Source organism: Catellatospora sp. IY07-71, from assembly GCF_018326265.1.
Taxonomy (GTDB): domain Bacteria; phylum Actinomycetota; class Actinomycetes; order Mycobacteriales; family Micromonosporaceae; genus Catellatospora.
Genome location: NZ_AP023360.1, coordinates 7,003,481 through 7,028,433, shown reverse-complemented (window position 1 = coordinate 7,028,433; position 24,953 = coordinate 7,003,481). Strand labels below are relative to the sequence as shown.

General features: G+C 72.5%; 25 protein-coding genes. 6 read left to right on the top strand and 19 right to left on the bottom strand.

Annotated features, from left to right (window positions below; genetic code table 11):
- Window positions 1–26: 26 nt before the first annotated feature.
- From CS0771_RS31235 to CS0771_RS31195, 9 genes are read right to left on the bottom strand one after another with little or no spacing between them, the layout of a single operon-like run.
- Window positions 27–770 (bottom strand): arylmalonate decarboxylase, encoded by a 744-nt coding sequence (locus CS0771_RS31235; protein ID WP_212844340.1) that lies wholly within the window; start codon window positions 768–770, stop codon window positions 27–29.
- Complete coding sequence (locus CS0771_RS31230; RefSeq protein ID WP_212844339.1) at window positions 767–1,432, bottom strand: hypothetical protein; 666 nt, start codon at window positions 1,430–1,432, stop codon at window positions 767–769. Before CS0771_RS31230 ends, CS0771_RS31235 begins: the two co-directional genes overlap by 4 nt.
- A complete protein-coding gene (locus CS0771_RS31225) occupies window positions 1,429–2,202 on the bottom strand; it encodes an SDR family oxidoreductase (protein WP_212844338.1) in 774 nt (257 codons plus the stop codon). The genes CS0771_RS31230 and CS0771_RS31225 overlap by 4 nt, the downstream gene beginning before the upstream one ends.
- Window positions 2,199–3,149, bottom strand: coding sequence for a hypothetical protein (locus tag CS0771_RS31220; protein ID WP_212844337.1), 951 nt, complete (start codon window positions 3,147–3,149; stop codon window positions 2,199–2,201). The genes CS0771_RS31225 and CS0771_RS31220 overlap by 4 nt, the downstream gene beginning before the upstream one ends.
- A complete protein-coding gene (locus CS0771_RS31215; RefSeq protein ID WP_212844336.1) occupies window positions 3,142–3,864 on the bottom strand; it encodes a hypothetical protein in 723 nt (240 codons plus the stop codon). The genes CS0771_RS31220 and CS0771_RS31215 overlap by 8 nt, the downstream gene beginning before the upstream one ends.
- Window positions 3,861–5,057, bottom strand: a complete 1,197-nt coding sequence (locus CS0771_RS31210) for an aromatic ring-hydroxylating dioxygenase subunit alpha (RefSeq protein WP_212844335.1) — start codon at window positions 5,055–5,057, stop codon at window positions 3,861–3,863. Before CS0771_RS31210 ends, CS0771_RS31215 begins: the two co-directional genes overlap by 4 nt.
- Window positions 5,058–5,061: 4 nt before the next feature.
- Window positions 5,062–6,030, bottom strand: coding sequence for a dienelactone hydrolase family protein (locus CS0771_RS31205; protein ID WP_212844334.1), 969 nt, complete (start codon window positions 6,028–6,030; stop codon window positions 5,062–5,064).
- The gene (locus CS0771_RS31200; RefSeq protein ID WP_212844333.1) at window positions 6,027–6,830 is read right to left on the bottom strand and encodes an oxidoreductase; all 804 of its coding nucleotides are present in this window, start codon (window positions 6,828–6,830) and stop codon (window positions 6,027–6,029) included. Before CS0771_RS31200 ends, CS0771_RS31205 begins: the two co-directional genes overlap by 4 nt.
- 6 nt (window positions 6,831–6,836) lie before the next feature.
- Window positions 6,837–8,543 carry a nitrilase-related carbon-nitrogen hydrolase gene (locus tag CS0771_RS31195; protein ID WP_244871144.1) on the bottom strand — a complete coding sequence of 569 codons (1,707 nt, stop codon included), beginning with the start codon at window positions 8,541–8,543 and terminating at the stop codon, window positions 6,837–6,839.
- A 90-nt stretch (window positions 8,544–8,633) separates the two neighbouring features.
- Here CS0771_RS31195 and CS0771_RS31190 point away from each other — a divergent pair, with 90 nt between their 5' ends.
- Together CS0771_RS31190 and CS0771_RS31185 are read left to right on the top strand one after the other, a co-directional pair.
- Window positions 8,634–8,915, top strand: coding sequence for a Dabb family protein (locus CS0771_RS31190; RefSeq protein WP_256442854.1), 282 nt, complete (start codon window positions 8,634–8,636; stop codon window positions 8,913–8,915).
- A 167-nt stretch (window positions 8,916–9,082) separates the two neighbouring features.
- A complete protein-coding gene (locus tag CS0771_RS31185; RefSeq protein WP_212844331.1) occupies window positions 9,083–9,178 on the top strand; it encodes an alpha/beta hydrolase in 96 nt (31 codons plus the stop codon).
- 19 nt (window positions 9,179–9,197) lie between these two features.
- On the opposite strand, the gene CS0771_RS31180 is transcribed toward CS0771_RS31185, so the two are convergent.
- From CS0771_RS31180 to CS0771_RS31170, 3 genes are all read right to left on the bottom strand, one after another.
- Window positions 9,198–10,082 carry a hypothetical protein gene (locus CS0771_RS31180; protein WP_212844330.1) on the bottom strand — a complete coding sequence of 295 codons (885 nt, stop codon included), beginning with the start codon at window positions 10,080–10,082 and terminating at the stop codon, window positions 9,198–9,200.
- 5 nt (window positions 10,083–10,087) lie between these two features.
- Window positions 10,088–10,741: a hypothetical protein gene (locus CS0771_RS31175; protein WP_244871143.1), complete on the bottom strand. Its 654-nt coding sequence runs from the start codon at window positions 10,739–10,741 to the stop codon at window positions 10,088–10,090.
- A gap of 149 nt (window positions 10,742–10,890) precedes the next feature.
- Window positions 10,891–11,283, bottom strand: a complete 393-nt coding sequence (locus tag CS0771_RS31170) for an MmcQ/YjbR family DNA-binding protein (RefSeq protein ID WP_212844329.1) — start codon at window positions 11,281–11,283, stop codon at window positions 10,891–10,893.
- Window positions 11,284–11,417: 134 nt separating this feature from the next.
- Between CS0771_RS31170 and CS0771_RS31165 the strand changes: the two genes are divergently transcribed.
- On the top strand, window positions 11,418–12,176 hold the full coding sequence (locus CS0771_RS31165; RefSeq protein WP_212844328.1) for a hypothetical protein: 759 nt from the start codon (window positions 11,418–11,420) through the stop codon (window positions 12,174–12,176).
- 93 nt (window positions 12,177–12,269) lie between these two features.
- Window positions 12,270–13,238 carry a hypothetical protein gene (locus tag CS0771_RS31160; protein ID WP_212844327.1) on the top strand — a complete coding sequence of 323 codons (969 nt, stop codon included), beginning with the start codon at window positions 12,270–12,272 and terminating at the stop codon, window positions 13,236–13,238.
- 53 nt (window positions 13,239–13,291) lie between these two features.
- Here the strand turns inward: CS0771_RS31160 and CS0771_RS31155 are convergent, their stop codons facing one another.
- Window positions 13,292–14,797, bottom strand: a complete 1,506-nt coding sequence (locus tag CS0771_RS31155) for an RICIN domain-containing protein (RefSeq protein WP_244871142.1) — start codon at window positions 14,795–14,797, stop codon at window positions 13,292–13,294.
- 306 nt (window positions 14,798–15,103) lie between these two features.
- Between CS0771_RS31155 and CS0771_RS31150 the strand changes: the two genes are divergently transcribed.
- Window positions 15,104–17,239 (top strand): sigma-70 family RNA polymerase sigma factor, encoded by a 2,136-nt coding sequence (locus CS0771_RS31150; RefSeq protein ID WP_212844326.1) that lies wholly within the window; start codon window positions 15,104–15,106, stop codon window positions 17,237–17,239.
- Between the two features lie 18 nt (window positions 17,240–17,257).
- On the opposite strand, the gene CS0771_RS31145 is transcribed toward CS0771_RS31150, so the two are convergent.
- Complete coding sequence (locus CS0771_RS31145; protein ID WP_212844325.1) at window positions 17,258–18,316, bottom strand: saccharopine dehydrogenase NADP-binding domain-containing protein; 1,059 nt, start codon at window positions 18,314–18,316, stop codon at window positions 17,258–17,260.
- A 100-nt stretch (window positions 18,317–18,416) separates the two neighbouring features.
- Between CS0771_RS31145 and CS0771_RS31140 the strand changes: the two genes are divergently transcribed.
- Window positions 18,417–19,355: a helix-turn-helix domain-containing protein gene (locus CS0771_RS31140; protein WP_212844324.1), complete on the top strand. Its 939-nt coding sequence runs from the start codon at window positions 18,417–18,419 to the stop codon at window positions 19,353–19,355.
- A gap of 27 nt (window positions 19,356–19,382) precedes the next feature.
- On the opposite strand, the gene CS0771_RS31135 is transcribed toward CS0771_RS31140, so the two are convergent.
- The 5 genes from CS0771_RS31135 to CS0771_RS31115 form a co-directional block, all read right to left on the bottom strand.
- Window positions 19,383–19,910, bottom strand: a complete 528-nt coding sequence (locus CS0771_RS31135; protein WP_212844323.1) for an alpha/beta hydrolase — start codon at window positions 19,908–19,910, stop codon at window positions 19,383–19,385.
- Window positions 19,911–19,919: 9 nt separating this feature from the next.
- A complete protein-coding gene (locus tag CS0771_RS31130; protein ID WP_244871141.1) occupies window positions 19,920–20,675 on the bottom strand; it encodes a DinB family protein in 756 nt (251 codons plus the stop codon).
- Between the two features lie 143 nt (window positions 20,676–20,818).
- Window positions 20,819–22,225 (bottom strand): IS66 family transposase, encoded by a 1,407-nt coding sequence (locus CS0771_RS31125; RefSeq protein WP_212844322.1) that lies wholly within the window; start codon window positions 22,223–22,225, stop codon window positions 20,819–20,821.
- 92 nt (window positions 22,226–22,317) lie between these two features.
- Window positions 22,318–23,802: an aldehyde dehydrogenase family protein gene (locus tag CS0771_RS31120; RefSeq protein WP_244871140.1), complete on the bottom strand. Its 1,485-nt coding sequence runs from the start codon at window positions 23,800–23,802 to the stop codon at window positions 22,318–22,320.
- Window positions 23,799–24,950 carry an NAD(P)/FAD-dependent oxidoreductase gene (locus CS0771_RS31115; RefSeq protein ID WP_212844321.1) on the bottom strand — a complete coding sequence of 384 codons (1,152 nt, stop codon included), beginning with the start codon at window positions 24,948–24,950 and terminating at the stop codon, window positions 23,799–23,801. The genes CS0771_RS31120 and CS0771_RS31115 overlap by 4 nt, the downstream gene beginning before the upstream one ends.
- Window positions 24,951–24,953: the final 3 nt, after the last annotated feature.

The window sequence follows — 24,953 nt, the reverse complement described above, 5'->3', positions numbered from 1 at the left end:
CACGAACTCGCGATCAACTCTCGGGGTCAGTGCTCCCGGAGGAGGGAGCCCGCTCCGTACACCTTGTCGGTGATGCCGTTGTCGCGCAGGGCCATCCACCAGGTGGCGGCGTTGATGGCGATGACGGGCTTGCCGAGCCAGCGCTCGGCCTCGTCGGCCAGGCGGACCATGGACAGGTTCGTGCCGCACTGCACGATCGCGTCCACGTCCGGGCCGTCGACCTTGCGGATCGCGTCCCGCAGCTCGTCCTCGGTGACGTGCGCGATCGCCACCGCCGTCGGGCACTTGAGGCCCTCGATCGCGGTGACCTCGAACCCGATCTCGGAGAAGAACTTGACCACGTTCTGGTCGCCGACCGGCTGATACGGGGTGACCACGCCGATACGGCGCGCCCCGTACAGCTTCAGCGCGCGCTCGCACGCCTCGGCGCCCGTGGCCACCTCCAGGCCGGTGATGGCCTTGATCTGGCGTACGAACTCGCGGTTGCCCTCGACCCCGCCCCAGAACGTCTCCGCCGACATGCCCATGACCATGTAGTCGGGCTCGCAGGTCAGCACCCGCTCGCAGGCTGCGCCGATCTCGTCGCGGATCTGCACCAGCAGGTGCTCGAAGTTCGCGTCGTCGGAGAGGTCCTGGTTGCGGATGTGGATGCGGGAGAAGTGCGCGGTCACGCCCGGCACCGTCATCGAGTAGAAGTCCGGCTCGACGATCGTGTTCGTGGACGGGGCGATGACGCCGAACTTGCGCCGCCAGCCGAGCGCGTCGGTCATGCCAGCGCCTCCCTCGGCGCGGGCGCGGCGGCGGTGCGGGCCGCGCGTACGGTCAGCAGCGCCGCGACCAGGAAGATCGCCTGCGCCACGGTGTTGATGCCCTGCTCCATCCACTGGAAGGCGACCGTGTGGTGCTCCGGGTGGCTGCGCAGCGGCACCAGCGAGGTGACCGCGACGATGCCGAGCACGAACAGCGCCACCGCGAGCCAGGCCCGGTGGCGTCCGGCCAGCACCGCGCCGAGCACGCTGATCAGCGTCACGCCCGCGGTCGCGGTGATGAACGCCGGCTGCAGGCTGCCCGTGCCGACTGCGGCTCCGGCGACGGCCACCCCGATCAGCGCGTACGGCCACCACGGGGTGACCTTGCCGCGCAGCGTGGTGGTCAGCGACCACAGCACCAGCAGCGCACCGGTCGCCATCAGCGGGAACAGGGACTGCTCCAGCCACGGCCAGTCGTGGCCGAACGCGGACAGCACCAGCTTCCACGTCGACTTGGCGACGCCGCCCAGGCCGATGAGCACGGCCCCGGCCCGGCCGAGCATGGCCGCGAGCGGGTCGATCCGCTGGGACGCGCCGCCCAGCACCCAGAACCCGGCCAGCGCCAGCAGCGTCGGGACGTAGTCCTCCAGCGCCATGATCACCGGGTAGTCGTTGACGTTCACTCGTTCTCCCCGAACACGTCTCGCTTACGGAACGCGGTCATGAACCGCCAGAACGCCTTGCCCCGGGTCAGCCACGCCACCCGGGCCCCGTTGGAGGCCCCGGCCAGCACCTTGTCCGCCAGCCACGGCGTGACGGTCTCGACCCGGTCGGCCAGGATGTTGAAGATCTTCTTCGCCTGGGCCAGCTCCTCCGGCGTGTAGTCGTGCGTCAGCAGATCGGTGACGACCATGCCGGGAGACAGGTGGTGCACGGTCACGCCGGTGCCCGCCACCTCCTTGGCCAGGCTGTCCGTGGTGTACGTGACGGCGCGCTTGGTGGCGCCGTACACGGTCAGGCCGGGCCGGATCATGCCGTTGGAGCCGAAGCCCTCCATGTTCCACAGCGCGCCGTGGCCCTGGGCGGTCATCCCGGCCAGCACCACCGCGCTCGCGTGCAGCAGCCCGCGCAGGTTCAGGTCCACGGTGGCGTCCAGCTCACCGGGCGGCAGCTCCCACAGCTTGTGGCGGGCGGGGGACATGCCCGCGTTGTTGATCCAGACGTCGACGCGCCCGTGCTTCTCGACGGCCGCGTCCCAGAGGTTGCGCACCGCGTCGCGGTCGGTGACGTCGGCGACGACGCCGTACGCCTGCGGCACCTGCTCGCCCGCGCGCTTGACCGAGTCGACCGACCGTCCGCAGTAGACGACCTGCGCGCCGCGCGCGACCAGCTCCCGCACCAGCCCGAGGCCGATGCCCCTGGTGCCGCCCGTTACGACGACCACCTTGCTCATGCCGCGTCCTCCCACTCCAGCAGGCCGTGCATGACGCCGTCGAGCACGTTGCCGTCGAACAGCTCGTACACGACGGCCAGCTGCCTACCGGCCGACATGCCCGGCTCGGCGTCTATGAGGACCTCGCGGGTCTTCACCTTCACCACGTCGGTGAAGTGCAGCGACCCGAACGCGGCCCGGCCGAACGCGATCGCGTTGCCCCACACCTCGGGGCCCTCGTGGAACAGCCGGTTGCCGTCGCGCCGGGCCACGGCGGTGGCGGTGCGGTTCAGCGCGCCCGACCAGGTGACGGTGCGGCGGGTGTGCAGCAGGTCGACCGGTTCGAGGGCGAGCCGGATGTCGACCGTGCCGCGCAGTTTCTGGTCGGCGCCCCAGAGTTCGACGCTGCCCGCATACGCCCCGGCCTGCTTGGTGGGCATGATGTGCGGGACGGGCCCGCGGCGGGTCTCGGCCGCCAGGAAGTCGGCGACCCTGGCCTGTGTCTCGGGGTTCTCGTCGTGGTCGTGCGAACGCGTGTAGACGCCGTTGAAGCAGCCCACCACGGACCAGCCCTGGTAGAGCACGGACGAGTACACCTGCGTCTGGCCGTCGGGCAGGATCTGGTTCCAGGTGTTCAGGTCCACCTGCCAGCCCGGCCCGTAGTAGTGCGAGTCCACGAACGAGCCGTAGGGCTGCCCGGTGCCGTAGAAGTCCGGTCCGGTGTAGACGCGGTTGTCGTCGGCGTCCTTGACCCCGAATGCGAACGGCGCGCCGAGCCGGAACTGCCCGGCCAGCGGCCCGCCCCCGGTCAGCCCGCCGTCCATGTAGTACGTGGTGACGCCGTTCTCGAACACCGAGGAGCGGCGGATGTCCTCGTACCCGCACCACGTGCCGGTGGCGTCGAACAGCGACGGCCGGCCGTGCCACTCCCCGGTGATGCGCTTCTGCCACTCGCTGGGCTCAGCCATTGGCCACCAGCTCGGCGCGGATGGCGTCGGTCTTCTCGTCGCCGAGCAGGCGGGACACCTGCGCCCAGACCGGGTCGACGTCGCGGCTGAAGATGTTCGCGCGCACCGCGGCGTCCCGGGCGGCCAGGTCGGTGTCGGCGAGCCCGGCCAGCACGTCGTCGGGCAGGCCCTTGTCGACCAGCCCCGACCAGTGCGCGGCGTACGCGTCGACGTGCTCGGTGATCGCCGCGAACGCCTCCTCCGACGCCCGGTTGACCAGCATCCACGGCGACATGATGGCGCGCTGCCGGGGCCCGATCGCGGCCGGCGTCAGGCCCTCGATGCCCGCCGCCGACTCGAACACCGGGCTCAGCGGGTGGAACGCCGCGTCCAGGTAGGGCAGGTGCGAGGCCAGGTCGGCGCGCGGGATCAGGTCCAGGTGGAACGCGTGGTACGCGCCGCCGTACACCGAGTCCAGGGTGAAGTGCGGGACGGCCGAGTCCTCCGGGGTGAACGCGAAGATCATGTGGCTGTCGAGCTGGATCATCGGGACGACCAGGCCGACGTACACCACCTTCGCCACGGCCGAGCCCCTGAAGACGCGCACCGAGCCGACCGGCGCGGGCGACATCGGGCTGGTCAGCGACGCCAGCGGCGTCTCCTGCTCGACCAGGTCGGGGTGGGCGGCGAGGATGCGGTTCAGGGTGCGCTCGCACAGGTCGGCGGGCAGGCTCACGGCTTCTCCTCGGACTCGGCGGCCTGGGCGGCGTCCCAGGCGGCCTGGACGGTGGGGTGCTCGCCGCGGGCCTTGTGCACCCACGCGCGGGCCAGTTCGGGGTTCTCCCGGCGGGCCGGGGAGGCGATCACGGTCGCGGTGCGGCGCGGCACGTCACCGGTGATGCTGTCCTCCTCGGACAGCAGCCAGCCCTTCTCGGCCAGCTCCTGGCGGCGGCGCCGGTAGTGCACGGCGATCAGGTCGCTCTTGATGTGCAGCTCCGCGCCCAGGTCGAAGGGCAGCAGCTCGGGCCGGACCTTGTTCACGACCTCCGCGTCCTCGTAGAAGATCTTGAGGGTACGGTTGATCGCGTTCTTGTCGGCCCACTTGCCGGTGAAGAAGGTGCGCAGCGCCACCCACTTGACCAGCGTGGTCGTCTCGTCGATCGGGATGTTCGTGTCGTAGATGATCAGCTCGCCGATCGGCAGCCGCACGTGCAGCTTGATCATGTTCGGCAGCATCCAGCCGGCCGAGGTGCGCACCGGCGGCCGATTGGCCAGGTCGGCCTTGTTGCGGTTCAGCGCCGCCCAGATGCCCCGCGGCCGCGGCGGGTAGAGGTCCACCGTCGCGAACGCCGACCACTCGTCCGGCGTCTCCAGCTCGTACTCGGCGACCTCCGGGCGCTCCGGGTTGCCGAACGCGCCCGCGTGCACGAACGGCGCGTGCGCGATGTCGCAGCCGTTCTCCAGGATGCGCTCGTAGTTCGCCTTCCACAGGAACTCGCCGGTCACCGCCCGGAAGCGGCCGCCGTTCTCCTTCAGGTCGTCGAACTCCGGCCACACCGGCAGCGGCGGGCGCTCCTCCTCGGGCAGATCGCCCATGAACACCCAGACGAAGCCGTACTTCTCCTGCACCGGGTACGAGTCGACGCGGGCCTTCTTCGGGATGCCCCGGCCCGGCAGGTTCGCCGGGATCTTCGTGCACTGGCCGTCGGCGTCGTACTCCCAGCCGTGGTACGGGCACACGATGCAGCCGTCCTTGGTCCAGCCGCCCGACAGCGCCGCGCCGCGGTGCACGCACAGGTCCGACAGCGCCACCGGGCGCCCCTTCGGCGTGCGGTAGAGGGCGAGGTGCTGGCCGAGCACGGTGACCCGGGCGGGTTTGGTGGTCACCCGGTCGGCGAACTCGACCGCGTACCAGAAGTTCTTCAACATGGCTCTACCTCCGCCGGACCGCGGCGACGCCGGGATTTTCGATAAGTTTGTCCAGCTCAGCCTGCGCGTCCGGGCCGCCGCGCAGGTGCGTACGGCAGAACGCGCCGACCAGATCCGCCAGCAGCGCGCGGTGCTCGGCCGGATCCCCCTCGGCGGGCAGGTCCAGGAACGCCCGCGCCGCCGTGTGGTCGACCGGGTGCACGATCCCGAAGTGGTTCGCCCCCGCGAGCCGCACCAGCAGGTTCGCGCCGTCCCGGTCGGGCAGCGCCTCGTCGAACGTGCGCGTGATCGGGTCCCGCCGGGTCGCCGCGTCCTCGCCGTAGCGGTCCGCCGAGCCGTTGATCACGCCGTCGTTCTCGCCCGCGACCAGCAGCACCGGGCAGTCGGCCTGGGCCGGCAGCACCGTGCCCGCCGGCCAGCCCAGCATCGTGGCGACCATGGTGTGCGCGCCGTACGTCGCGACCGCCTTGATCTCCGGCAGGAAGCGCGCCGACTGCAGCGCCACCGTGCCGCCCGCCGAGTGGCCGATCAGCGCCACCCGGTCCAGGTCCAGCAGCCCCGCCACCGGCCCGGTCATCGTGGCCAGCGCGTCCAGCACCGGCCGCAGCGACGGGCAGGTCGGCCGGGTGCCGTACCCGTCCGGCTTGGCCGCGTCCAGGTCCACGCCCGGCGTGATCCCGTGCAGCCCCCCGAACAGCGTGCCCACCCAGTCGTAGGTCACCGCGACGATGCCCCGCTCGGCCAGCGCGCAGGCCAGCCAGCGGTACGCCTCCTGGCCCACGTTCACCCCGGACACGATCAGCGCCACCGGGTACGGCGCGCCGGACGTGTCCGCCGCCATCACCCCCGACAGCCGCTCGCGATCCGAGCCGTCCGGCACGGCCGGGTAGTAGACGCGCAGGTGGGCGGTGTCGAACGGCGGCTCGTGGCCGGGCATGGTGGCCGCCCACCACACCGAACGGATCGTGCTCATCGCGGCGGCTCCGACTTCCGGTCCCCGCCCCACAGGCCGCGGACCAGCTTGTCGGTGGTCTCCTGGCCGAAGAAGCGCACGCCCATCACGTTGGCGGGGTCGCGGTCGGCGATGTTGCGCCGGATCCGCAGGTCCGTCTCGGCCAGCGCGGCGCGCTCCTCGACCGGCACCGGCTCGGCCTCGTCGACCCAGCGCAGCCACCGGTCCACGTGCGCGTGCGTCAGCTCCCGGACGATGTCGAGGTTCCGGGTGCTGCGCTTGAACGAGTAGCAGTACGCCGTCGGGCTCAGGCTGGCCCGGATGAACCCGGCCCGGCTGACGAAGTACTCGAATTCCGGGTCGGCGCGGCGCGCCAGCCACTCCTCGTCCAGCGGGGCGTAGTAGCGGTCGTAGTACTCGCCGTCCTCGACCATGTTCACCCGCGGCACCGAGTCGAGGTAGAACCAGCCCTCGGGCCACACCAGCAGGGCCAGGCCCAGGTGCGGCACCTTGACCTGCGGCCCGAGCCACACGGTCAGGTGCAGGTTGGCGAAGCTCGCGCCCGGGTTGCCGAGCCAGGAGTGCACCATCCAGTCCACCTCCGGCCCGCTGTACGCGGCCAGCGAGCCGCCGGGGCCGTCCGGGTACTGCCCGTACGACTCCAGCTCCAGGGTCGACTCGTCGCGGTGCAGCTCGAACCGGGCGTCGATCTTCGCCTTCAGCTCGGCGAGCAGCTGCTGATACTGGTGGAAGGTGTCGTGGACGTCGATGACGGGCGAGTTGTCGACCATGTCCTCGACGTGCCGGAGCGTTTCGGCCACCGTGGCCTACCTTTCTATGAGGGCGTGCACCAGCCGCCACGGGCGGCCGTCGACGAGATCGGTCTGGCGGGAGACCAGCCGGTTGGCGGCCTGGGCGGGGGCGACGTCCGCGCGCCCCGCGGCCTGGCCCGCCGGCACGGCCGTGACCACCGGGTGGCTGATCCGCCCGGTGAACGGCCCCTGCCACGCGGTCCACAGCGTGAAGTCGGGCGACAGCGCGAACACCGCCGCCTCCTGATGCACCGGCGTAGCCGCGACCACGTTGAGCCGGTTCTCCGCCGCCCGCTCCGGCAGCCCGAGGGCGAGCTCCCAGGTCTCCGCGGTCTCCACGGTCACGGCGACCACGTCGACGTCCCGCAGCGCCGCGACCCGGAACAGCTCCGGGTAGATCGAGTCGCCGCCGGCCATCATCGCCAGCCGCCCCCAGGCCAGGTCGACCGTGACCAGCGCGGCTGCCTCGGTCGCGGGATCCGTTGCGGCCTGCGTGCCGGGCTCAGGTGCGGTGCCGCGGGCACCGGTCTCCTGCGCGGCCGACAACTTCTGGGATGTAGCTACATCCCAGAAGTTGTCGGCCGTGGCGGAGTGGTCTGCCGCCGCACCGTGCAACGCGGGCTGGCGTGCCACGACGCCATTGGCGTCGATGAGCACCGGCCCCGCCGGCGTGCCGACCACGGCATGGGCGCGCGTTCCGTCGAGCGCCGCGGCCAGCCTGGCCGGATCTCCGTCGTGGATGACGACGAGGTCGGCACCGGAGGCGGCGGCCAGGGCGGTCTCGCGCTCGGCGGTGGCGGCGTCGCCGCGTACCACCGCGACCTGGATGTTGTCCGCGCCCGGCGGGCGGCGGCGGCCGTGCGGGGGCTCGGCGATCTCGGTGTAGAGCTCGGGGCGGCGGGTGGCGAAGATGTCGGTGCCGTCGGGGCGGTGCTTGCCGTCGGCCAGGTCGGGGTCGATGTCGGCGATGACCACCGCCTCGCCGGTGCGGGGCCCCTTGGCCAGCACCGTCCCGTCGGGGGCGACGATCTGGCTCTCGCCGGCGCCGTGCAGCCACTCCGCCGGTACGCCGAGGGCGGCGCTGAGCCGGGGCAGGTGCTCCTCCGGCAGCAGCGGCCCGACCTTGTTCGCGGCGACGACCCACACCTTGTTCTCGGCCGCGCGGACCGGGATGTGCAGGCTCGCCTCGTCCAGCGCGAACGAGTTCAGGCTGTTCAGCAGCACCTGCGCGCCGCGCAGCGCGAGACCGCGGGCGACCTCGTTGATGACGCCCTCCATGCAGGCGTACATGCCGAGGCGGCCGAGCGGCGTCTCGATGACCGGGCCGACCTCGGTGGCCGGGTCGAGATGGTCGTTCTCGGCGCCCATCAGGGTCTGCTTGTCGCACTGGCCGAGCACCGCGCCGTCCGGGCCGAACAGGAAGTTCGTCCCGCCGGTGCGCCCGTCCGGGTGCGCGTGGGTCACGTTGATCTTTATGTGTACGCCGTGCCTGCGGGCGCGGTCGGCGACCGCGGTCAGGAACGGGTCCCCGGGCCTGGTCGCGATCTGGTGCGCCTGTGCCCGGTCGGCGTAGTAGGACAAGTGGTTGCAGAATTCAGGCAGCACGATGAGCTGTGCGCCCTGTGCGGCGGCGTCGTCGATGAGACGCAGGCACGCGGCGAGGTTGCCGTCGACATCCTGCGACGCGGCGAGCTGCACCGCGGCGACCCGTACTGGAGCCATGCACTGTCTCCGGTTCCCCTAGCGAAACGCTGTTTCCCAAAACTACACTCGCCGGAGCGTTCGCAACAGGGGTCGACCAGAGGGGTCGTGATGCTTTCTCACGTAGTGCTGATGACGTTCACCGACGCAGCCGATGCTGCCAAGGCTAAGGATCTTTTGGAAGGCCTGGTCGGTGACGTTCCGGAGATTCTCAGCTTGCGTGTGCACCTCGATGAGCTGCACACTCCCGTCTCGGCGCACCTGTGCATGGTCAGCACCCACGCCGACGCCGAGGGCCTGGCCGGATACCAGAAGCACCCGGCCCACCTGGAGATCGCCCAGTGGCTCCGCCCCCGCCTCGCCGCCCGCGTCGTCGTCGACTACACCACCTGACCCGCCCCGGCCGCCCGCCCCTCGCACCGCGCCACGCTCGCGCTGCACCGCCCCTCGCCCCATGATCGCGAGTTCGTGTCGAAACCTGAGGTCTGGCCATAGGTTTCGACACGAACTCGCGATCATCGCGTGGTCCGCGGGGCCGGTGGTGGCGGTGACGGAGTTCTATGTTCGACGCGGGCGACGCCGGGCACATCGAGTCCGCCAGCGGCCACGGCCCGTGGCCCGACGGCGACCGCCTGGCCGCCGCACTGGCCACCTGACCGGCCCCAGCGCGGACCGCTACCGGTCGGCGAGGTCGGCGCAGAGGATTCGGCGGCCGTCGCGCACGTACAGCCGGCTTCCTCTGGTGGCTACGACGCGAAACAGGCTGAGTGGTGCGCCGTCAGGGTCGAGGAGCACCGTGGCGCCCTGCTCGCGTAGTCCGTCCGCGGCCAGCTCGCAGCCGGTCAGCAGGCAGGGGTCGTCATAGCTCCCCACGAGGACGACCTCGTCGCGGCACGCCACCAGCGCACGGCTTCCCCGCACGGGGGCCGAGCCGAGCAGCTGTGCCCGGCCGTCGGTGACCCGTACGACCGGGAAGTCGGTGTAGTAACACAACCACGTGGTGTGGGCGTCGACGTTGAGGGCATAACAGTCGGCGATCATGTCCGTGCCCGGCGGCGGCTGGAACGACCACAGCCGCCGGCCGTCGTCGGCGAAGCGCACCAGCCCCGCCGCGCCGAGCGGGTCAGACCAGCCCAGATTGCCGAAGACGCCCTCGTCGAAGTAAGCGACCCAGATCGAGCCGGCGGCGTCCACGCCGATCTGCTCGATGCCGTCCCCCAGGCAGAACGACCGCACGTGCGCGCCGGAGGCGTCGAAGACGTGCGCGTTGTCGTCGGCCGTGCCGTCCCGATACCTCCGGCATCGCGCGTCGACCACGAGGATCTCACCACCGGGCAGCACCTCCAGGAGCGGGAAGCCGACCGACGGGCCGCGCAGCACGACCGCCGACCAGCCCCCGTCGCCGTCGCCGAGGTGGACGGTCCCCGGAACCGGCGTCTCCGCGACGGAGCGCGCCCGGGTCAGCACGGCGACCTGGCCCCAGAGCGTGACCGTCGCCGCGCAGACCTCCTCGTCGGCCGCCGGAAGTTCAGCGACCTCGGACGACCTGAGCCGACGCACCGCCCTCACCCGGCCGCGACCGGGTAGCCGAGCGCGGCGACGTCGTCCCGCAGCTCGGCGAAGGACGCGCGGGAGTCCAGGGAGCGGACCACGGCCTCGGTGAGGGGCTGGTGGGCGACCACGTGCGCGACCGCCGACCGGTCGATCGCGGTCTCGTAGTAGTCCTCGGCGAACGCGACGTACCGGTCGGCGATGTCGTCGAGCAGGATCGCCAGCAGCTCCGAGCCGTCCGGGCCGGGGAAGTCGATGCCCGTCCCGGCGTGCCACCGGTCGTCGGTGCCGTGCCGCCACAGCACCGCGGTTGCCAGGAACCCGCCTTCCTCGTCCGCGAACGCCGGTTCGTCCAGTTGAGCGGCGAACAGGGCCGGGAGGCCGTCGAGCAGGCCGGGCCACAACTCGCGGTCGGCATCGCGGTACGGGGACATGGGCGACTCGTGGTCGAACACGCGGATGAACGCGCCGTCGGCGCTGAACACGATCGCCCACTCGTTGCCGCTGCCGTCGCTCATCAACCCGGCCTCGTCCTGGCCCCAGCCGGTATACGCGTAGTACGGGAAGTCGCCGCCGATTATCCGGTCCAGGACGGCGAGCGCCTGGACGCGCTGCCGCAGCACCTCGATCGAAGGCAACCCGGCCGCGAGGTCGTACACGTTCGTCACGGGTGGCAGCTTAGGGCTGATCCGGTGATCGCGGGACCGGCCGTGATCACGAGTTCGTGTCCGAAGGTGGGCGTTGGGATCAGGTCCGGACACGAGGTGGCGAGCATCGTCCGGCGGTGCCTGGCTGCCGTCCTAGGGTGACCGGCCGTTCAGTGCGGTCCAACGTCCCGTGGTGCGGGTTCGACGAAGCCTGCGGCGAGTTCTTCGGGTGCGCGCATGCGCCAGGCGTCGGTGACCAGTTCGGCGAGGCGCTCGGCGTCGACCTGTGCCAGCCGCAGCATGACCAGGGGCAGGCCGTCGTAGGCCGGAGTGGTGAAGAAGCGTTGCGGCTCTCCGAGCAGCAGCGCCTGCTTCTCCGCCTCGTCGCCGACATAGAGCACGGCGATGTCGGCGCGGATGACCCGGGGGCGGCCCGGCAGGCGCTCCGGATACGACCAGACGAAGCCCTTGTTCGCGACCCGGAAGTCGAAGCCCTCGCTGTCGATCTCGACCACCTCCGGCAGGGCGAGCGCCAGGCGGCGCACGTCGTCGGCGTCAGCCATCACGATCACGCTCGCCAGTCCGCTCCCGCACGCCCACAGCGTATCGGTGGGCCGGCAACCGGTGTCGCGCCCACGCCCTATGCTGCGCAGTCGCGGACCGCCGGCCCGCACGGACCGGAGCCGAGGAGGGACTGGTGCTGACGGGAGCGGTGGAGGTGTACGCCAACCACGCGTTCGTGATCATCGGCTCGGGGGAGTGGCCCGAGCTGGTCTGGGACGACGGGCCCGGGAGCGCCGACGGCCGGCACGTGGTGATCCGGACGCGCGGCCAGACCGCGCTGACGCGCGTCGCCATCTGGTCGGGCGCCATGCCGCTGCTCGGTGAGCCGGTCTTCGACGGTCAGCTCGACCTCGCCGACCACACGATCTGGGTCGGTGACCTGGAACGGCTCGGCCGCTGGGCGCAGCGGATCAACCAGACCGGTGTGCAGCGGGTCGTCGTGTGCGTCGACGATCCGCTGCATGCCTCGCGGGTGCACGTCGGGCTCGACATCGACCGCGGGGCGCAGGTCAGGGCGGTGCCGCCGGCGGGCGGCCCGGTGCTGTTCGAGGTGCTGTCGGCCGAGACAGGTGACCTGGCCCGGCCGGCGGAGCTGGGTCTGGTGCTGGACGGTCACGACGTGCCCCACGCGCGGCTGCGGACGGCGATCGGCCTGCTGTCCGGTCCAGACCCTGCCCGTCCCTGGTTGGAGCGTCACGAGATCGGACGTATCGTCGAGTGGCTGCGCTGGCTGGCTCCGGATCTGGGCTGGGACCGGGCGTCGGCGCTGGGCGAGGAGCTACGGCTGCTGGTCCGCGGGGCTCGGGCTCAGGACGCTGAGGTGCCACCCGGCGCGGCTGCCCGCATCGCGACCACGGTGCTCGGCGCGGTGCAGGAACGGCCGGACCGGTAGCTCACGGTGGACGTCTCCGGCCGCGCGGGCCGGTGCGAGTATGCCGCAACGGAGGACCACGGCCGGGCTGTCCGGCACCTATGATCTTGCCTCATGTCCGTCGACCTGTCGTTCTGGTTCTTCATCGTCTTCCTGGTGGCCCTCGGCCTGTTCTGGATCTACAGCATCGTCCGGCGCCGCACGATCGCCGCCCGGCAGCCGTCGGACATGGCGGACTGGGCGGAGACGCTGCATGACGCGGGTCGCCCGGACGAGGCGATCGACCTGATCGGCCGTGAGCTGGACCGGTCCCGTGGCAACATCATCTCGAGCGCGGACCGGTTGCGGCACATCAGCCTGCTGCGGCTCATGGCCCACCAGCTGCACCTGATGGGCCGGCTCGCCGAGGCGGTGCCGTACGCGGCAGAGGCGGCGGACTCGGCCGACAAGCTGGCCGAACGCCACCCCCGGCACGCGATCAGTCCCAGCCTCACCCTGGGCCTGCTGCTGAGCGGTCTCGGTGACGACAGGGGCGCCGTGTACCGGTTCCGGCAGGCGCGGCGCCACATCGTGGTGAGCTTCGCGATGTATCCGCTGGACTCGTCGCTGGACGTCGAGCGCGTGCACGTGCACGCGAACCTGGCCATGGCGCTGCGCCGGGCCGGTGTGGGAGACGAGGCCCTCGCCCTGGCCCGGGAGACCGTCGAGCTGGCCCGCCGTGTCGCGTACGCGAAATTCCCGCCGTACGTCGAGGGCAGCGCCGGCTGGGCACACGGGGCGCTCGCGCTGACCCTGACCGACGCGGGGCAGGACGGCCGGGAGGCCGCGGCCGACGCGCTGGCGGTCTGGCAGGGTCTGACCGACCGCGGCGTGTACGAGCCGGTCAATGAAGGGCTCGCGGCGTCGCTCTTCTTCATGGGGTACGCGCTGCGCCCGTTCGATCCCGGCCCGGCCGCCGGCTTCGCGCGCCGCGCGGTGGACATGCTCGGCCGGATCGAGGCGCAGCATCCCGGCCGTTGCGCCCGCCGCCTGGCGGAGGCCGAGACACTGGCCGCCGACCTAGCCGGCGCAGATCAGCCCTGACGCAGGCGGCCGGCCGTGCGTCACCAGGTACGCACGGCAGGCCGCCTCGTTCGTCAGTTGCCGATGTCGGCCTGCGGTCCGGTGTACGTGCGCAGCAGCGCGGGCACGTTCGCGGCCGGGTCGAGGGTGTACGAGTAGAAGCTGCCCGGAGTGAACGCCGACCCGTTGGTCGACGCCTTGCCGGTGCAGTTCACCCGGATGCTGCCCGACTCCCGCAGCTGCGCGGCGCTGGTGTCCGGGTAGTACGGGTTGGCCACGTTCTCGAAGTAGCTGTTCTCCAGCACCATCTTCGTCGCGCCGCGCGACAGGTTGCCGTACGACGCGATGTTCTGCAGGTAGTTGTTGTACAGGTGGGCGTACGCCACGTTGTCGGTGCTGGGGTTGCGCTGGTTGGTGTCGTGGATCCAGTTGTGGTGGACCGTCATCCGCGCGGTTACGTTCTCGGTCCAGCCGATGCCGAACGCCTTGTTGGTGTTGCCGAGGTTGTTCCAGGACACGGTCAGGTACGAGGTGTCCTTGCGGCTGTCGATCAGGCCGTCGTTAGTGCGGCTGATGGTGTTGTGGTCGATCCAGATGTGGTCGGCCGTGTCCATCTGGATGCCGTCGTAGTCGTAGTCCTTGTCGTCGGGGTCGTCCGCGGCCATCAGCGTGTCGCCGATGGTGAGGTTGCGGATGACGACGTTGCGGGTGCCCGCGCCGAGGAAGAAGCCGCCGTTCTTGATCCGGCCGTTCTTCCCCACGCCGATGATCGTCTTGTTCGACTTGACCGGGATCTCCATGCCGTACGGCGTCACCGTGATCGTGGCGTTGACCCGGATGACGTACGCCTCGCTCGCGGCGGCGTAGCGGACCAGGTCGGCCTGGTTGGTGACGGTGACGGTGGTGCCGCCCGCGCCGCCGGTGGTGCCCGCGGCGAACCCGTCGGCGGTGTTGGACCAGGTCCGGCCCGACGTCGGGGAGGGGGACGGGGCGGTGCCGACGGCGTTGAACGCCCACTGCAGACGGGCGATGTCGGAGCAGGTCTCCTGGACGATCGGGTTGCCGCCCGACGTGGAGCCGTCCTTGTTGCTGAGGCAGAGGTTGGTGGCGACGCTGCGGATCAGGTACTTGCCGGCGGCCGCCGACGACGGGGTGAAGACCCACTGCTGGTTGGTCTTGGTGCCGTCGCCGCAGCCCCACTGCTGCAGCTGGGTGCCGGAGGTGGTGGAGCTGTTCGGCACGTCGACGCAGCGGCCGCTCCTGACGTTGACCAGGTTGTAGCCGCCGGACTGGGCGGCGGCGCGGAACTGCTGCTCGGTGAGGGCGCTGTTGCAGGCGATCTGCTGCAGCAGCGCGCCGTTGTCGGCCGAGGCGCCGGCCACGTTCACGCACTTGCCGCTGGAGGCCGAGGACAGGGTGTAGACGCCGCCGTCGGCCGGGGTCGCCGCTTCGGCGGTGGACATGCCGACGGCCAGGACGGTGGCCGCCGTGGCCGCGAGCACGACACCGCCGGAGAGCAGGCGGCGCCACGGGGAGCGGCCCCGCCCGGGCACGCCGGTCGGCGGGGATGATCTGGGCATCGCTGGTCCTTTCGGGACAGGGTTGCGGGGCGGCGCTGCCTGGACGCCGCCGCCGCGGGACGGAAGGTGCCGGACGGCCCGGTCGTCCGGCGGTAGCGACGGTCCGGCCGCGGGCACGGCCGGGGTCGCTGTCTGGTAGACGGGCCGGTCACCTCGCCGTAACAGAAATCGGCGAGGTTTGTTTGAACGCCAGCCGAAGCAATGGCGGTCGCCGATGTCTTTACAGCCTGATCGGAGGCGTGTCACGATGGCGGCGGTCCTCAATAGATCTTGTTCGTGGACCGTTTCGCGGCAGGAGTTGCATCGATGAACACGCTCGCGGACCCCGCGCTCGTCGTCGCGGCCAGAGCCGGGGACCGGCAGGCCGTGGCCCGGCTGCTCGCCGAGCACCTGCAGCTCGTGTACAACATCGTGGGCCGGGCCCTGCACGGCCACCCCGACGTCGACGACGTGGTCCAGGAGACGATGCTGCGCGCCGTGCAGGCGCTGCCGTCGCTGCGCGAACCGGAACGCTTCCGGTCGTGGCTGGTCGCCATCGCCGTCCGCCAGATCCAGGACCGCGAACGCGCGCGCCGCACCGACCAGGCCCGCACCGTGCCGGAGCTGCCCGACCCGGACGCCGACTTCGCCGACGACACCCTGGCCCGGGTGCGGCTGGCCGCCGAGCGCGAGGTCGTGCTCGCCGCGAGCCGCTGGCTCGACGCCGAGGAACGCCGGGTCCTGGCGCTGTGGTGGCAGGAGATCGCGGGCTCGCTCAGCCGCGCCGAGGTCGCCGACGCCCTCGGTCTGACGGTCGCCCACGCGGGGGTACGCATCCAGCGCATGCGCGCCCACCTCATCCGTGCCCGCGCCGTGCTCGCCGCGTGGCGGGCCCGTCCCCGCTGCGAGGATCTCGTCGCGGCGGCTCGCGGCTGGGACGGCAGCGCCGAACCCCGCTGGCAGAAGCGGCTGCACCGGCACATCGAGCAATGCCCGAGCTGCCAGGCGGTGAGCCGCCCGCCGGTCACGACCGAGGCCGTCCTCGGCGGACTCGGGTTGGTGCCCGTCTCCGCCGGGGCGCTCGACGAACTGCTCGCCGCGCTGGCGAACGCGGCCGCCCCGGGCGCGGGTGCCGCGGCGCTCGCGGCAGGGCAGGCGGGGTGGTGGGGGCGCCTGCTGGCGCCGTTGTGGGCGAAGCCGGCGCTGACCGCGGGCACCGCAGCCGGGACGGCCGCGGCTGTCGCCGCCGTCCTCGTACTGCTGCCGGGGAAGACGTCACCGCAGGTGGAGGCCGCACCGCCCAGCCCGTCACCATCGGTGGTCCCGGCGAGCAGCGCGGCGGCGTCCCCGTCGGTCGCGCCGTCGGCGACCGCCGCCGCGGTGCGGCTGGAGGTCCAGCTGGCACCGGACGGCAGCGACGACGGCGACGGCAGCGCCGCGCGCCCGTACGCGAGCCTGGCCAAGGCCGTCTCCGTGGCGCGGCCCGGCCAGACGATCGTCGCGCGGGGCGGCACCTACCGGGCCGTCGACCCGGTCGTGATCGAGACCGACGGCACCGCCCAGCAGCGGATCACGCTGACCGCCGCGCCGGGGGAGCGGCCGGTGTTCGACGCCGCCGACCTGCGCTCCAACAGCTGGTTCATCACGCAGACCGCCGACTACTGGACCGTACGCGGGCTGGAGATCCGCAACGCGCCGCGCAACGCGTATGTGTGCGGGGCCTGCCGGCACAACGTGTTCGAGCGGCTGTCCGTGCACGACAACGGCGGCACCGGCTTGACCCTGCGCGACGCCGGCACCGAGCACAACCAGGTGGTGGACGGCGACTTCTATCGCAACCGCGACGCGGGCGGCGACGCCGACGGGCTGTCGGTCAGGTACGGCACCGGCGGCGGCAACACCGTGCGCGGGTGCCGGTTCTGGGGCAACGTCGACGACGGGCTGGACCTGCACGACTTCGCCGACCCGGTGACGATCGACCGCAGCTGGGCGTACGGCAACGGCGTCGACCTCTGGCGGGACCCGGCCAAGGCGGTGCCCGGCGCGGGCAACGGCTTCCGGCTCGGCGGTGGCGACCCGGCCCCCGCCGTGGCGCACGTCGTCACCAACAGCGCCGCCTGGGACAACACCGGCTACGGCTTCACCGAGAGCGCCAACCGGGGCACGCTGCGGCTGACCAGCAACACCGCGTACCGCAACGGCAAGGACGGGTTCGCGTTCTTCTACTCCGGCGCGGTGTTCCGCGGCAACCTGGCGCTGGGCAACTCCCGCGAGGCGCGGCTGTCCACGACCGCCGTGCAGGACGGCAACTCCTGGAACCAGTCCGGCTGGAGCACCGACGCCCTGGTCGAGGACGACCCGGCGGGCGCGCAGCGGGCCCGGCCCGCCGGTGGCGGCCTGCCGGCCACCACGTTCCTCACCAACGACCGCGACCCCGCCGTCGGCGCCCCGATGAAGGGCTGACCGCGGCGGGGGTCACGGTCACGCGAACTGCGGCACGCGGGACTCGCCGTGCTGCTCGACGGTGAGGTGCCCGGACAGCGCGCTCAGGAAGCCGGAGGCGTCGAAGATCTTCCCGGCCGAGGCGACGCCGGTCGCCTTGACCTCACCGGCGAGCAGGCGGCGGACCGCCTCGACCGCCAGCGGTGCGCTGATCGCGTAGATGTCCTGCCCGTGCGCGACGATGCGCCGCCGCGTGCCGCCGGAGCGCACGACGACGTCGACGGTGAACGTCTGCGCCGACCGGCCGGACGCGTCGACCGCCGCCGGTGCCGGGGTGCCCGGTGTGGCCAGGTCGGTGGCCGCGACCGTGGTCATGTACGTGCGCACCTCCGGGATGGGCAGGTGGCTGGGCACGGTGACGACATCGGCCATCGTGAACTCGCCGAATACCGGCCGGCGGCCCAGCGGCGCGGGGAAGTCCCAGTCGAGGGTCGGCAGCGCGCCCTCGGCGGCGTAGTACTCCAGGCGGCCGCCGGTGAAGCGGACGCGCCTGCCGTCGCGGCGGTCACGGGACACCGTGCCGGAGGACAGCGTCCCCGCCGTGGGGTGCCAGCTGCTCAGGCCGTACGCGACGTGCGCCTCGTCGGCGTGGGTCCAGTCGCCCATCGCCGCCGTCACCAGCAGGTCGCCGAGGCCGCCGAAGAACGCCATCGCCGGGACCACCGCCACCCCGGCCGCCTCGGCGCGGTCGCCGAAGTGCGCGAACGTGTCGGCGTTGGCCTCGATCTCGGCCGCCACGTCCACGTACGGGACCCCGGCGCGCAGCGCGGCCTCGATCACCGGAGCCGCGGTCGAGGCGAACGGGCCCGCGGCGTTGACGACAGCCGCCGCACCGGCCAGCGCCGCGTCGAGCGAGGCCGGGTCGTCGGCCGACGCCACCCGGTAGGCGAGGCCCGTCCCCGCCGCCAGCTCCCGGAGCCTGTTCTCGTCGCGCCCGAGCGCCAGCGGGACGAATCCGCGGGCCCGCAACTCCGCCACCAGGAACCGGCCGGTGTGCCCGTAGGCGCCGAACACCGCAACCGTCTGACCCGTACCCATCTGCTGTTCCTCCACCCGAAGAGATCGACTGAGGAAATCCTCCACCGGGCGGACGCCGCCCGCGAGTGTCGGGAACGCCATCCTCCATACACTTTCGGACATGACCACTGTCGCGCTCGCCGCCACCGACGGAATGCTGCACTTCGAGCTAGCCACGGTCTTCGAGATCTTCACCCGCGACCCCTCCGGCCTGGCCGACCCCTGGTACGACCTCGTGGTCTGCGGACCCGGCCCGGTCCAGGTCGGACGCTTCCACATGGAACCGGACTCGGGGCTGGACCGGCTCGTCCACGCCCACACCGTGATCATCCCGGCGATCGAGGACGTCGACGCGGACCTGCCACCGGGCCTCGTCGACGCCGTACACGCCGCCCACGACGCGGGCGCGCGGCTCGTCTCGCTGTGCACCGGCGCCTTCGTGCTGGCCGCCGCCGGGGTGCTGGACGGCCTGCGCACCACCACGCACTGGGCCCACACCGATGTGCTCGCCGCCCGCTATCCGCGGGTCGAGGTCGACCCCGACGTGCTCTACGTGGACAACGGCAACGTGCTGTCCTCCGCGGGCAAGGCCGCCGCGATCGACCTCTGCCTGCACCTGATCCGCCGGGACCACGGCTCGACCGTCGCCAACGCCGTCGCCCGCCGCCTGGTCGTCCCCCCGCACCGGGCCGGTGGCCAGGCCCAGTTCGTCACCACACCCGTGCCCGCCCGCGAGGACCACCCGCTCGCGAACCTGTTCGGCTGGACGATGGCGCGGCTCGACCGGCCGCTGACCGTGGAGGACCTGGCCCGGCAGGCGAACATGAGCTCCCGCAACCTGGCCCGGCACTTCCGGTCGGCGACCGGCACCACCCCGCTGCAGTGGCTGTCCGCGCAGCGCATCCGCCGCGCCCAGGAGCTGCTGGAGAACACCGACGACGGGATCGACGTCATCGCGGAGGCCGCCGGGCTGGGCACCGCCACGACCCTGCGGCGGCACTTCCACCGGGCGGTCGGCGTGCCCCCGGACACCTACCGCCGCACCTTCCGCAGGGCGTGACGTTCGCCGGCCGGTGAGCCGGGAGCGTCAGGCCAGCTCGGCGAGCAGTTCCTTGCCCTGTGGCCAGGAGCCGAGGCCAGAGTCGGCGTTGACGTGGCCACCGCCCGGGATGACGACCAGCCGCGAACCCCATGCCGCCGCGAACATCCGGCAGCGCGGCAGCGCCGCCCACGGGTCGTCGTCCCCGGCGATGACGATGCTCGGGAACGGCAGCGGCACCAGCGGCACCGGGCGGAAGTTCACCAGCTCGGGCACCTCGGCCGTGTCGACGTCGGCCGGGGCCGCCAGCAGCGCACCGCGCACCCGGGCGGTGTCGCCGCCCCGGGCCACCCAGTGCGCCACGGTCACGCAGCCCAGGCTGTGCGCGACCAGCACCACCGGCTCGGGCGCGGCGGCGACCGCGGCGGCCAGGGTGTCGACCCAGTCGCCGACCTGCGGGCGGAACCAGTCGGCCTGCTCGACGCGCCGGTACTCCGGGTGCTCGGCCTCCCATCGGCTCTGCCAGTGGGCCGGGCCGGAGTTCTCGAAACCGGGCAGGATCAGCACGCTCGCCATGCGCGCAGCCTAGATCGCCGCCTTCGCCTCGATCGCGTCGAGGTCGCGCAGGGCGTAGCGCAGGTGCTCCCATTCCTCTTCGAGGATCACGTGCAGGCAGGACAGGGTGGTCTCCGGGTGCTCCGGCTCCCACGGGTTCCGGCGCGGGACGGCCAGCTCGTCCGGGGTGACGGTGGCCAGGAAGTCGCGGACCATGGCGACGCGGCCCGCCCGGACATCGAGCACCTCGGCGTACGAGGGCGCGGCCGTCACGAAGACCGACATGTCGAGGCCGCTGCCGGCGGCGCCGTCGTCGAGCTGGCCGATCGGGTGGAAGGGCTGCTCGATTGCCAGGATCGCCCGGCGCAGCCACGTGTCCGTGGCCAGGACCAGGTGCCGCAGCGTCTGCGCAAACGACCACTCACCGTCCACGGAGACGTCCACCGTGCCCGGGGGCATCGCCGCGGCCCGGTCGAGCGCGGCCGACCAGGCCTGTTCGAGCGCCGCCCAAGCCGCGCGCAGGCCCGCCGGGTCGGCGGCGCGCCGCTCGGCCCGGCCGGGGAAGCGGCGGTCCAGCTCGGCCTCGACCAGTGGGATCACGTCGACGCCGTTGACGAGGAGGCTCCCGCTGTGGGCGAGCCACGGCGCGTCGATGTCCGCCTGCCGCACCTCGACCCCGCGCATCACCGCGCCGGACAGGTCGGCCTCGACGAAACGGGCGCCGCGCAGGTCCACGCCGGTGAACCTCGCCCCCCGCAGGTCGTCGGACCTGGTGAACGCTGCCATGGCCGCCCCTCGCAGTATCCTTCGGCGCCCAGGTGCGCCAGCCCTTCGCGGTCTAGCCTCCCAGATCAAGGCTTGAGTTGATGAAGATCGCTGTTTGGTGTCGAAACGTGGGCTCTGAGCGCACTTTTGGACACGGTAACTGTTCAGGTGGGGAGTGGCGGTAGCCAGGCGTTTCCCGTGAGGGCGTCGCGGATTGCCTGGTAGACGTTGAGTCCGTTCTTGGCGACGGTGGAGATGTAGGCGCGGATGGTCAGCCAGTCGCGGGCGCCGTCGACAGTGCGCCAGGTCCCGGAGATCTTGATCTGGAGTTTGACCATGCGGATGTCGCGTTCGGCCTGGTTGTTGTCGAACGGGACGGTGAAGTCGCGGGTGAAGCGCCAGATCTCGGTGGTGGCGGTGCGCAGCCGGTCGATGAGCGCGACGATGCGCACCCCGCGCCCTTGCTCGGGGCGGGGGTTGACCGTGTACGCGGCGGCGATCTGTTGGCCCCAGCGGCGGTCGTAGTCGGCCAGCCGGGCGGTGTCGAGGCTGTCGTGTCCGCCTGCGCGGGCGGCCACGACAGCCCGGTGTGCTTCGCGTAGCAGGTCGGCGGTGGTTTTGGCCCAGGTTTGGCGGTCGGGGTCGGTCTCGTGCCAGCCGGTCAGCTCCCGCAGGATGTGGGCGTTGCAGACCGCGTGCTCCAGGCTGGTGTAGCGGAAGTAGGCCGGCCAGCAGTCGTGCACGGCCACACCGGCGAAGGCGGGCAGGATCGCTGCGGCGTCCATCGCGGCCTTGCCGCGCTTGTCGTCGAGGTGGAACCAGGTCAGGGTGGGGGTCGAGGCCGAGTGCACCCACCGGTTGCGGCCCTCGACCCTGGCCCCGGACTCGTCGAAGTGGGCCACGGGCGCGGCCCGTAGCGCGGCCTGGACCCGGTCGGCGAACCCGGAAAGCGACCGGGCGGCCGGGCGCAGCCGACCGGCGATCCAGCCGGTCGACACGTCCACGCCCAGCACCTCGGCGCACAACTCGGCCAGCCGCGCCACCGGGATGTGCTGACGAACCGCCAGGTACACCACGATCGCGGCGATGCCCGGCCCGTACTGCACCGGCGCGCCCACCCCGGCCGGAGCCGGCGCACCGGTCACCGCCCCGCAGCCCGAGCACCGGCAGGCCACCATCCGGTGCTCGGTCACCCGGACCCGGATCGGCGGCACGTCGAAGACCTGCCGCGCCACGACCGAGGCCACCGCGGCTCCCGCCAGTCCCGCCCGGCACCGCCCACACGCGTCCGGCCGGTGCTCGACCACCTCGTCAGGCACAGCGACCTGCCGCAACGTCGTCCCGTCCGCGCCGGGCTGCCCACCCGGACGGCGGCCCGAACGCTCCCGCAGCGACCGCGGCGGCGGCTTGGCCTGCCCGTCCGACGACGGCGGCTTCGACGAGTTACGCGAGTTGAGGCCGAGCCGACGTTCCAGCTCGGCCACCCGCGCCGTCAACCGCTCGATCAGCGCGGCCTGTTCCACGACCAGAGCAGCCAACTGCTCATACGACGGAACCCGCTCAGACGACACCCGACGATCATCGCCATCGATCGCCCAAACGTGGAACCGACACGCCGACCTGAATAGTTACTGGACACGGAACAGCGATCTTCGCGAGCGGATCAGGCCGGGTAGGCGTTGGCCGCCGCACCGGCGCCACCGGTCCGGAAGGCGGCTGGGGCGTGTACCACGCAGGTCTGGGTGTACTCGGTGATGCCCTCGTCGCCGTATTCGCGGCCGTAGCCGGAGCGCTTCACGCCGCCGAACGGGGCGCGCAGCGACATGCCGGTCCGGTTGTGCGTGTTGACGAAGACGAAGCCTGCCTCCAGGCGGCGGGCCAGGGCGAACGCACGTTCCTCGTCGGCCGACCACACCGATGCGCCGAGCCCGAGCTCGCCCGCGTTGGCGCGGGCGACCAGATCGGACTCGTCGCGGTACAGCAGCAGGGGCACCGTCGGCCCGAACTGTTCCTCCGTCACGACCGGAGCATCCTCTGGTACGCCCACCAGCAGCGTCGGCGTGACGAAGTGACCGGCACGCAGGTCGGTGCCGGGGTCGACGCGGCCCAGGGGCAGTGCGCTGCCGCCGCGTGCCACGGCATCCTCGACCAGCCCGTTCACTCGTGCGGCCGCCTCGGCGGTGACGACCGGGCCCATGCTCACGCCGTCGGCGAGCGGGTCGCCCAGGCACAGCACCTTCCGCGCCGCGTCGAGGTAGGCGTCGAGGAACTCCGCACGCCGTGATTCGGGCAGGTAGAGCCGTTTGGCGGCCATGCACACCTGCCCGCTGGTCGCGAACGACGCCATGACCAGGCGGCGCATCGGCTCCGGGGACAGGTCGGCGTCGTCGAGCAGCAGCACCGGATCGTTGCCGCCCAGCTCCAGCACGGTCGGCGTGGTCTGCGTGGCGGCGGTCGCGGCGACGTGCCGGGCGGCCCGATCGCCGCCGGTGAACGCGACCTTGCGCACCAGCGGGTGCCCGACCAGGGCCGCGCCGGCCTCAGTGCCGCCGTGCACGGTGTGCAGCACGTCCGCGGGCAGCGCCCCGGCGAGCAGGCGTACCACGCGGTCGATGGTGAGCGGTGCCAGCGGCGACGGCTTGACCACGACGGTGTTCCCGGTGGCCAGCGCGGGGCCGATCTTCAGCAGGGACAGGATGATCGGGGCGTTCCAGGGGGTGATCGCGGCGACGACCCCGTACGGGCGGCGCCTTTGCAGCAGGCGTCCGGCCGTGTCGTCGACCTCGGTGTCGGCGAGCACCTCGGGCGCCCGGCCGGCGACCCAGCGCAGGAACGTCAGCGCGAAGCCGATCTCGCCGCGGCAGTCCGCCAGCACCTTGCCGGACTCGCGGGCCAGCAGTTCGGCGAGGGTCGGCAGGTGGGGCTCGACGGCATCGGCCGCGGCCCGCAGCAGTGCGGCGCGCTCGCGCACCGGGGTCGCGGCCCACGGGCGCTGCGCGGCGTCGGCGGCCCGGACCAGCCGGTCCACCTGCTCCGGTGAGGCGGCGGGCACGGTCCCGACCAGCTCGTACACCCGCGCGGGGTTGTATCGCGCGACCTGCCCGCCGGTGTCGGCGGCCGCCGGCCCGGACAGCGGCACGGGACTCACGCGGTCACCGGGCGCAGCGACGCGATCATGCAGGCGCGCAGCAGGTACGCCCGTGATCGGGCGGGGTCGGCGGCGATGGCGCGCAGCTCGTCGAGGTGGGCGGCGCGGGCGGCGGGGTCGGTGGCGGTGAGGCGCTCGTAGTTGCGGTGGGAGACGGTCTGCACGTACTCCAGCGCGATCCGGCGGCGGTCGGCGGCCGCGGCGGCGACGGCCTGCTCCGGGTCCGGACCGGCCAGGGCGGCGGCGTACGCGACGGCGTCGTGGATGCCGGAGTTCATGCCGAGCCCGCCGAGCGGGTTGTTGACGTGCGCGGCGTCCCCGGCCAGCAGCACCCGGCCGTGCTGGAACGACACGGCCACCCGCTGGTGGACGCGGTAGATGCTGGCGTGCGCGACCCGCCACGGCCGCCCCGGGTCGGCGATCTGCCGCAGCCGCGCGCCGAGCCGGGCCAGCTCGGCCTCGTCGGGCGAGCCGTCCGGGGTGGGCAGCAGCACCCGCCAATGATCGGGCGTACGCAGCAGCACCGACCAGTCCACCGGGTCGAACACGTAATTGACCTCGGCGAGCGCGTCGAGCAGCGCGTGCAGGTCCTCGTCGGTCGAGGCGACCAGGAAGCGCTCGGGGTAGGTGATGCCGGCGAACTCGGCGCCGAGGCTGCGGCGCACCGCCGAGTGCGCTCCGTCGGCGGCGATGAGCCAGTCGGCGTCGAGGGTCGTGTCACCCGCGTGGACGCGTACCCCCGTGGTGGTGGTCTCCGCCCCGGTGACCGCCTGCCCGAAGCGGATCTGACCACCCAGGCGGCCGAGGTGCTCGGCCAGGATCGGGGTGAGTTTGGACTGTTCGAGCTGCACCCGGTACGGGTACGGGGTGTCCCCGGCGAGCACGGCCAGGTCGAGGGTGGCGACGTGTCCGGCGGCGCGGTCGCGGTAGGCGAACGTCGGCGCGGTCAGGCCCCGGGCCAGCACCTCGTCGACAGCGCCCAGCTCGGCGAGTATCTCCAGGGTGGGCGGGTGGAACGTGGACGCCCGCGACTCGGCGGCCAGGCCCTCGCCCGCCTCCAGGACGGTCACGCGGGCACCCTGCCGGGCGAGGGCGAGGGCGGCGGTCAGCCCGACCGGCCCGGCACCGGCGACGGCGACGTGGGTCATGAG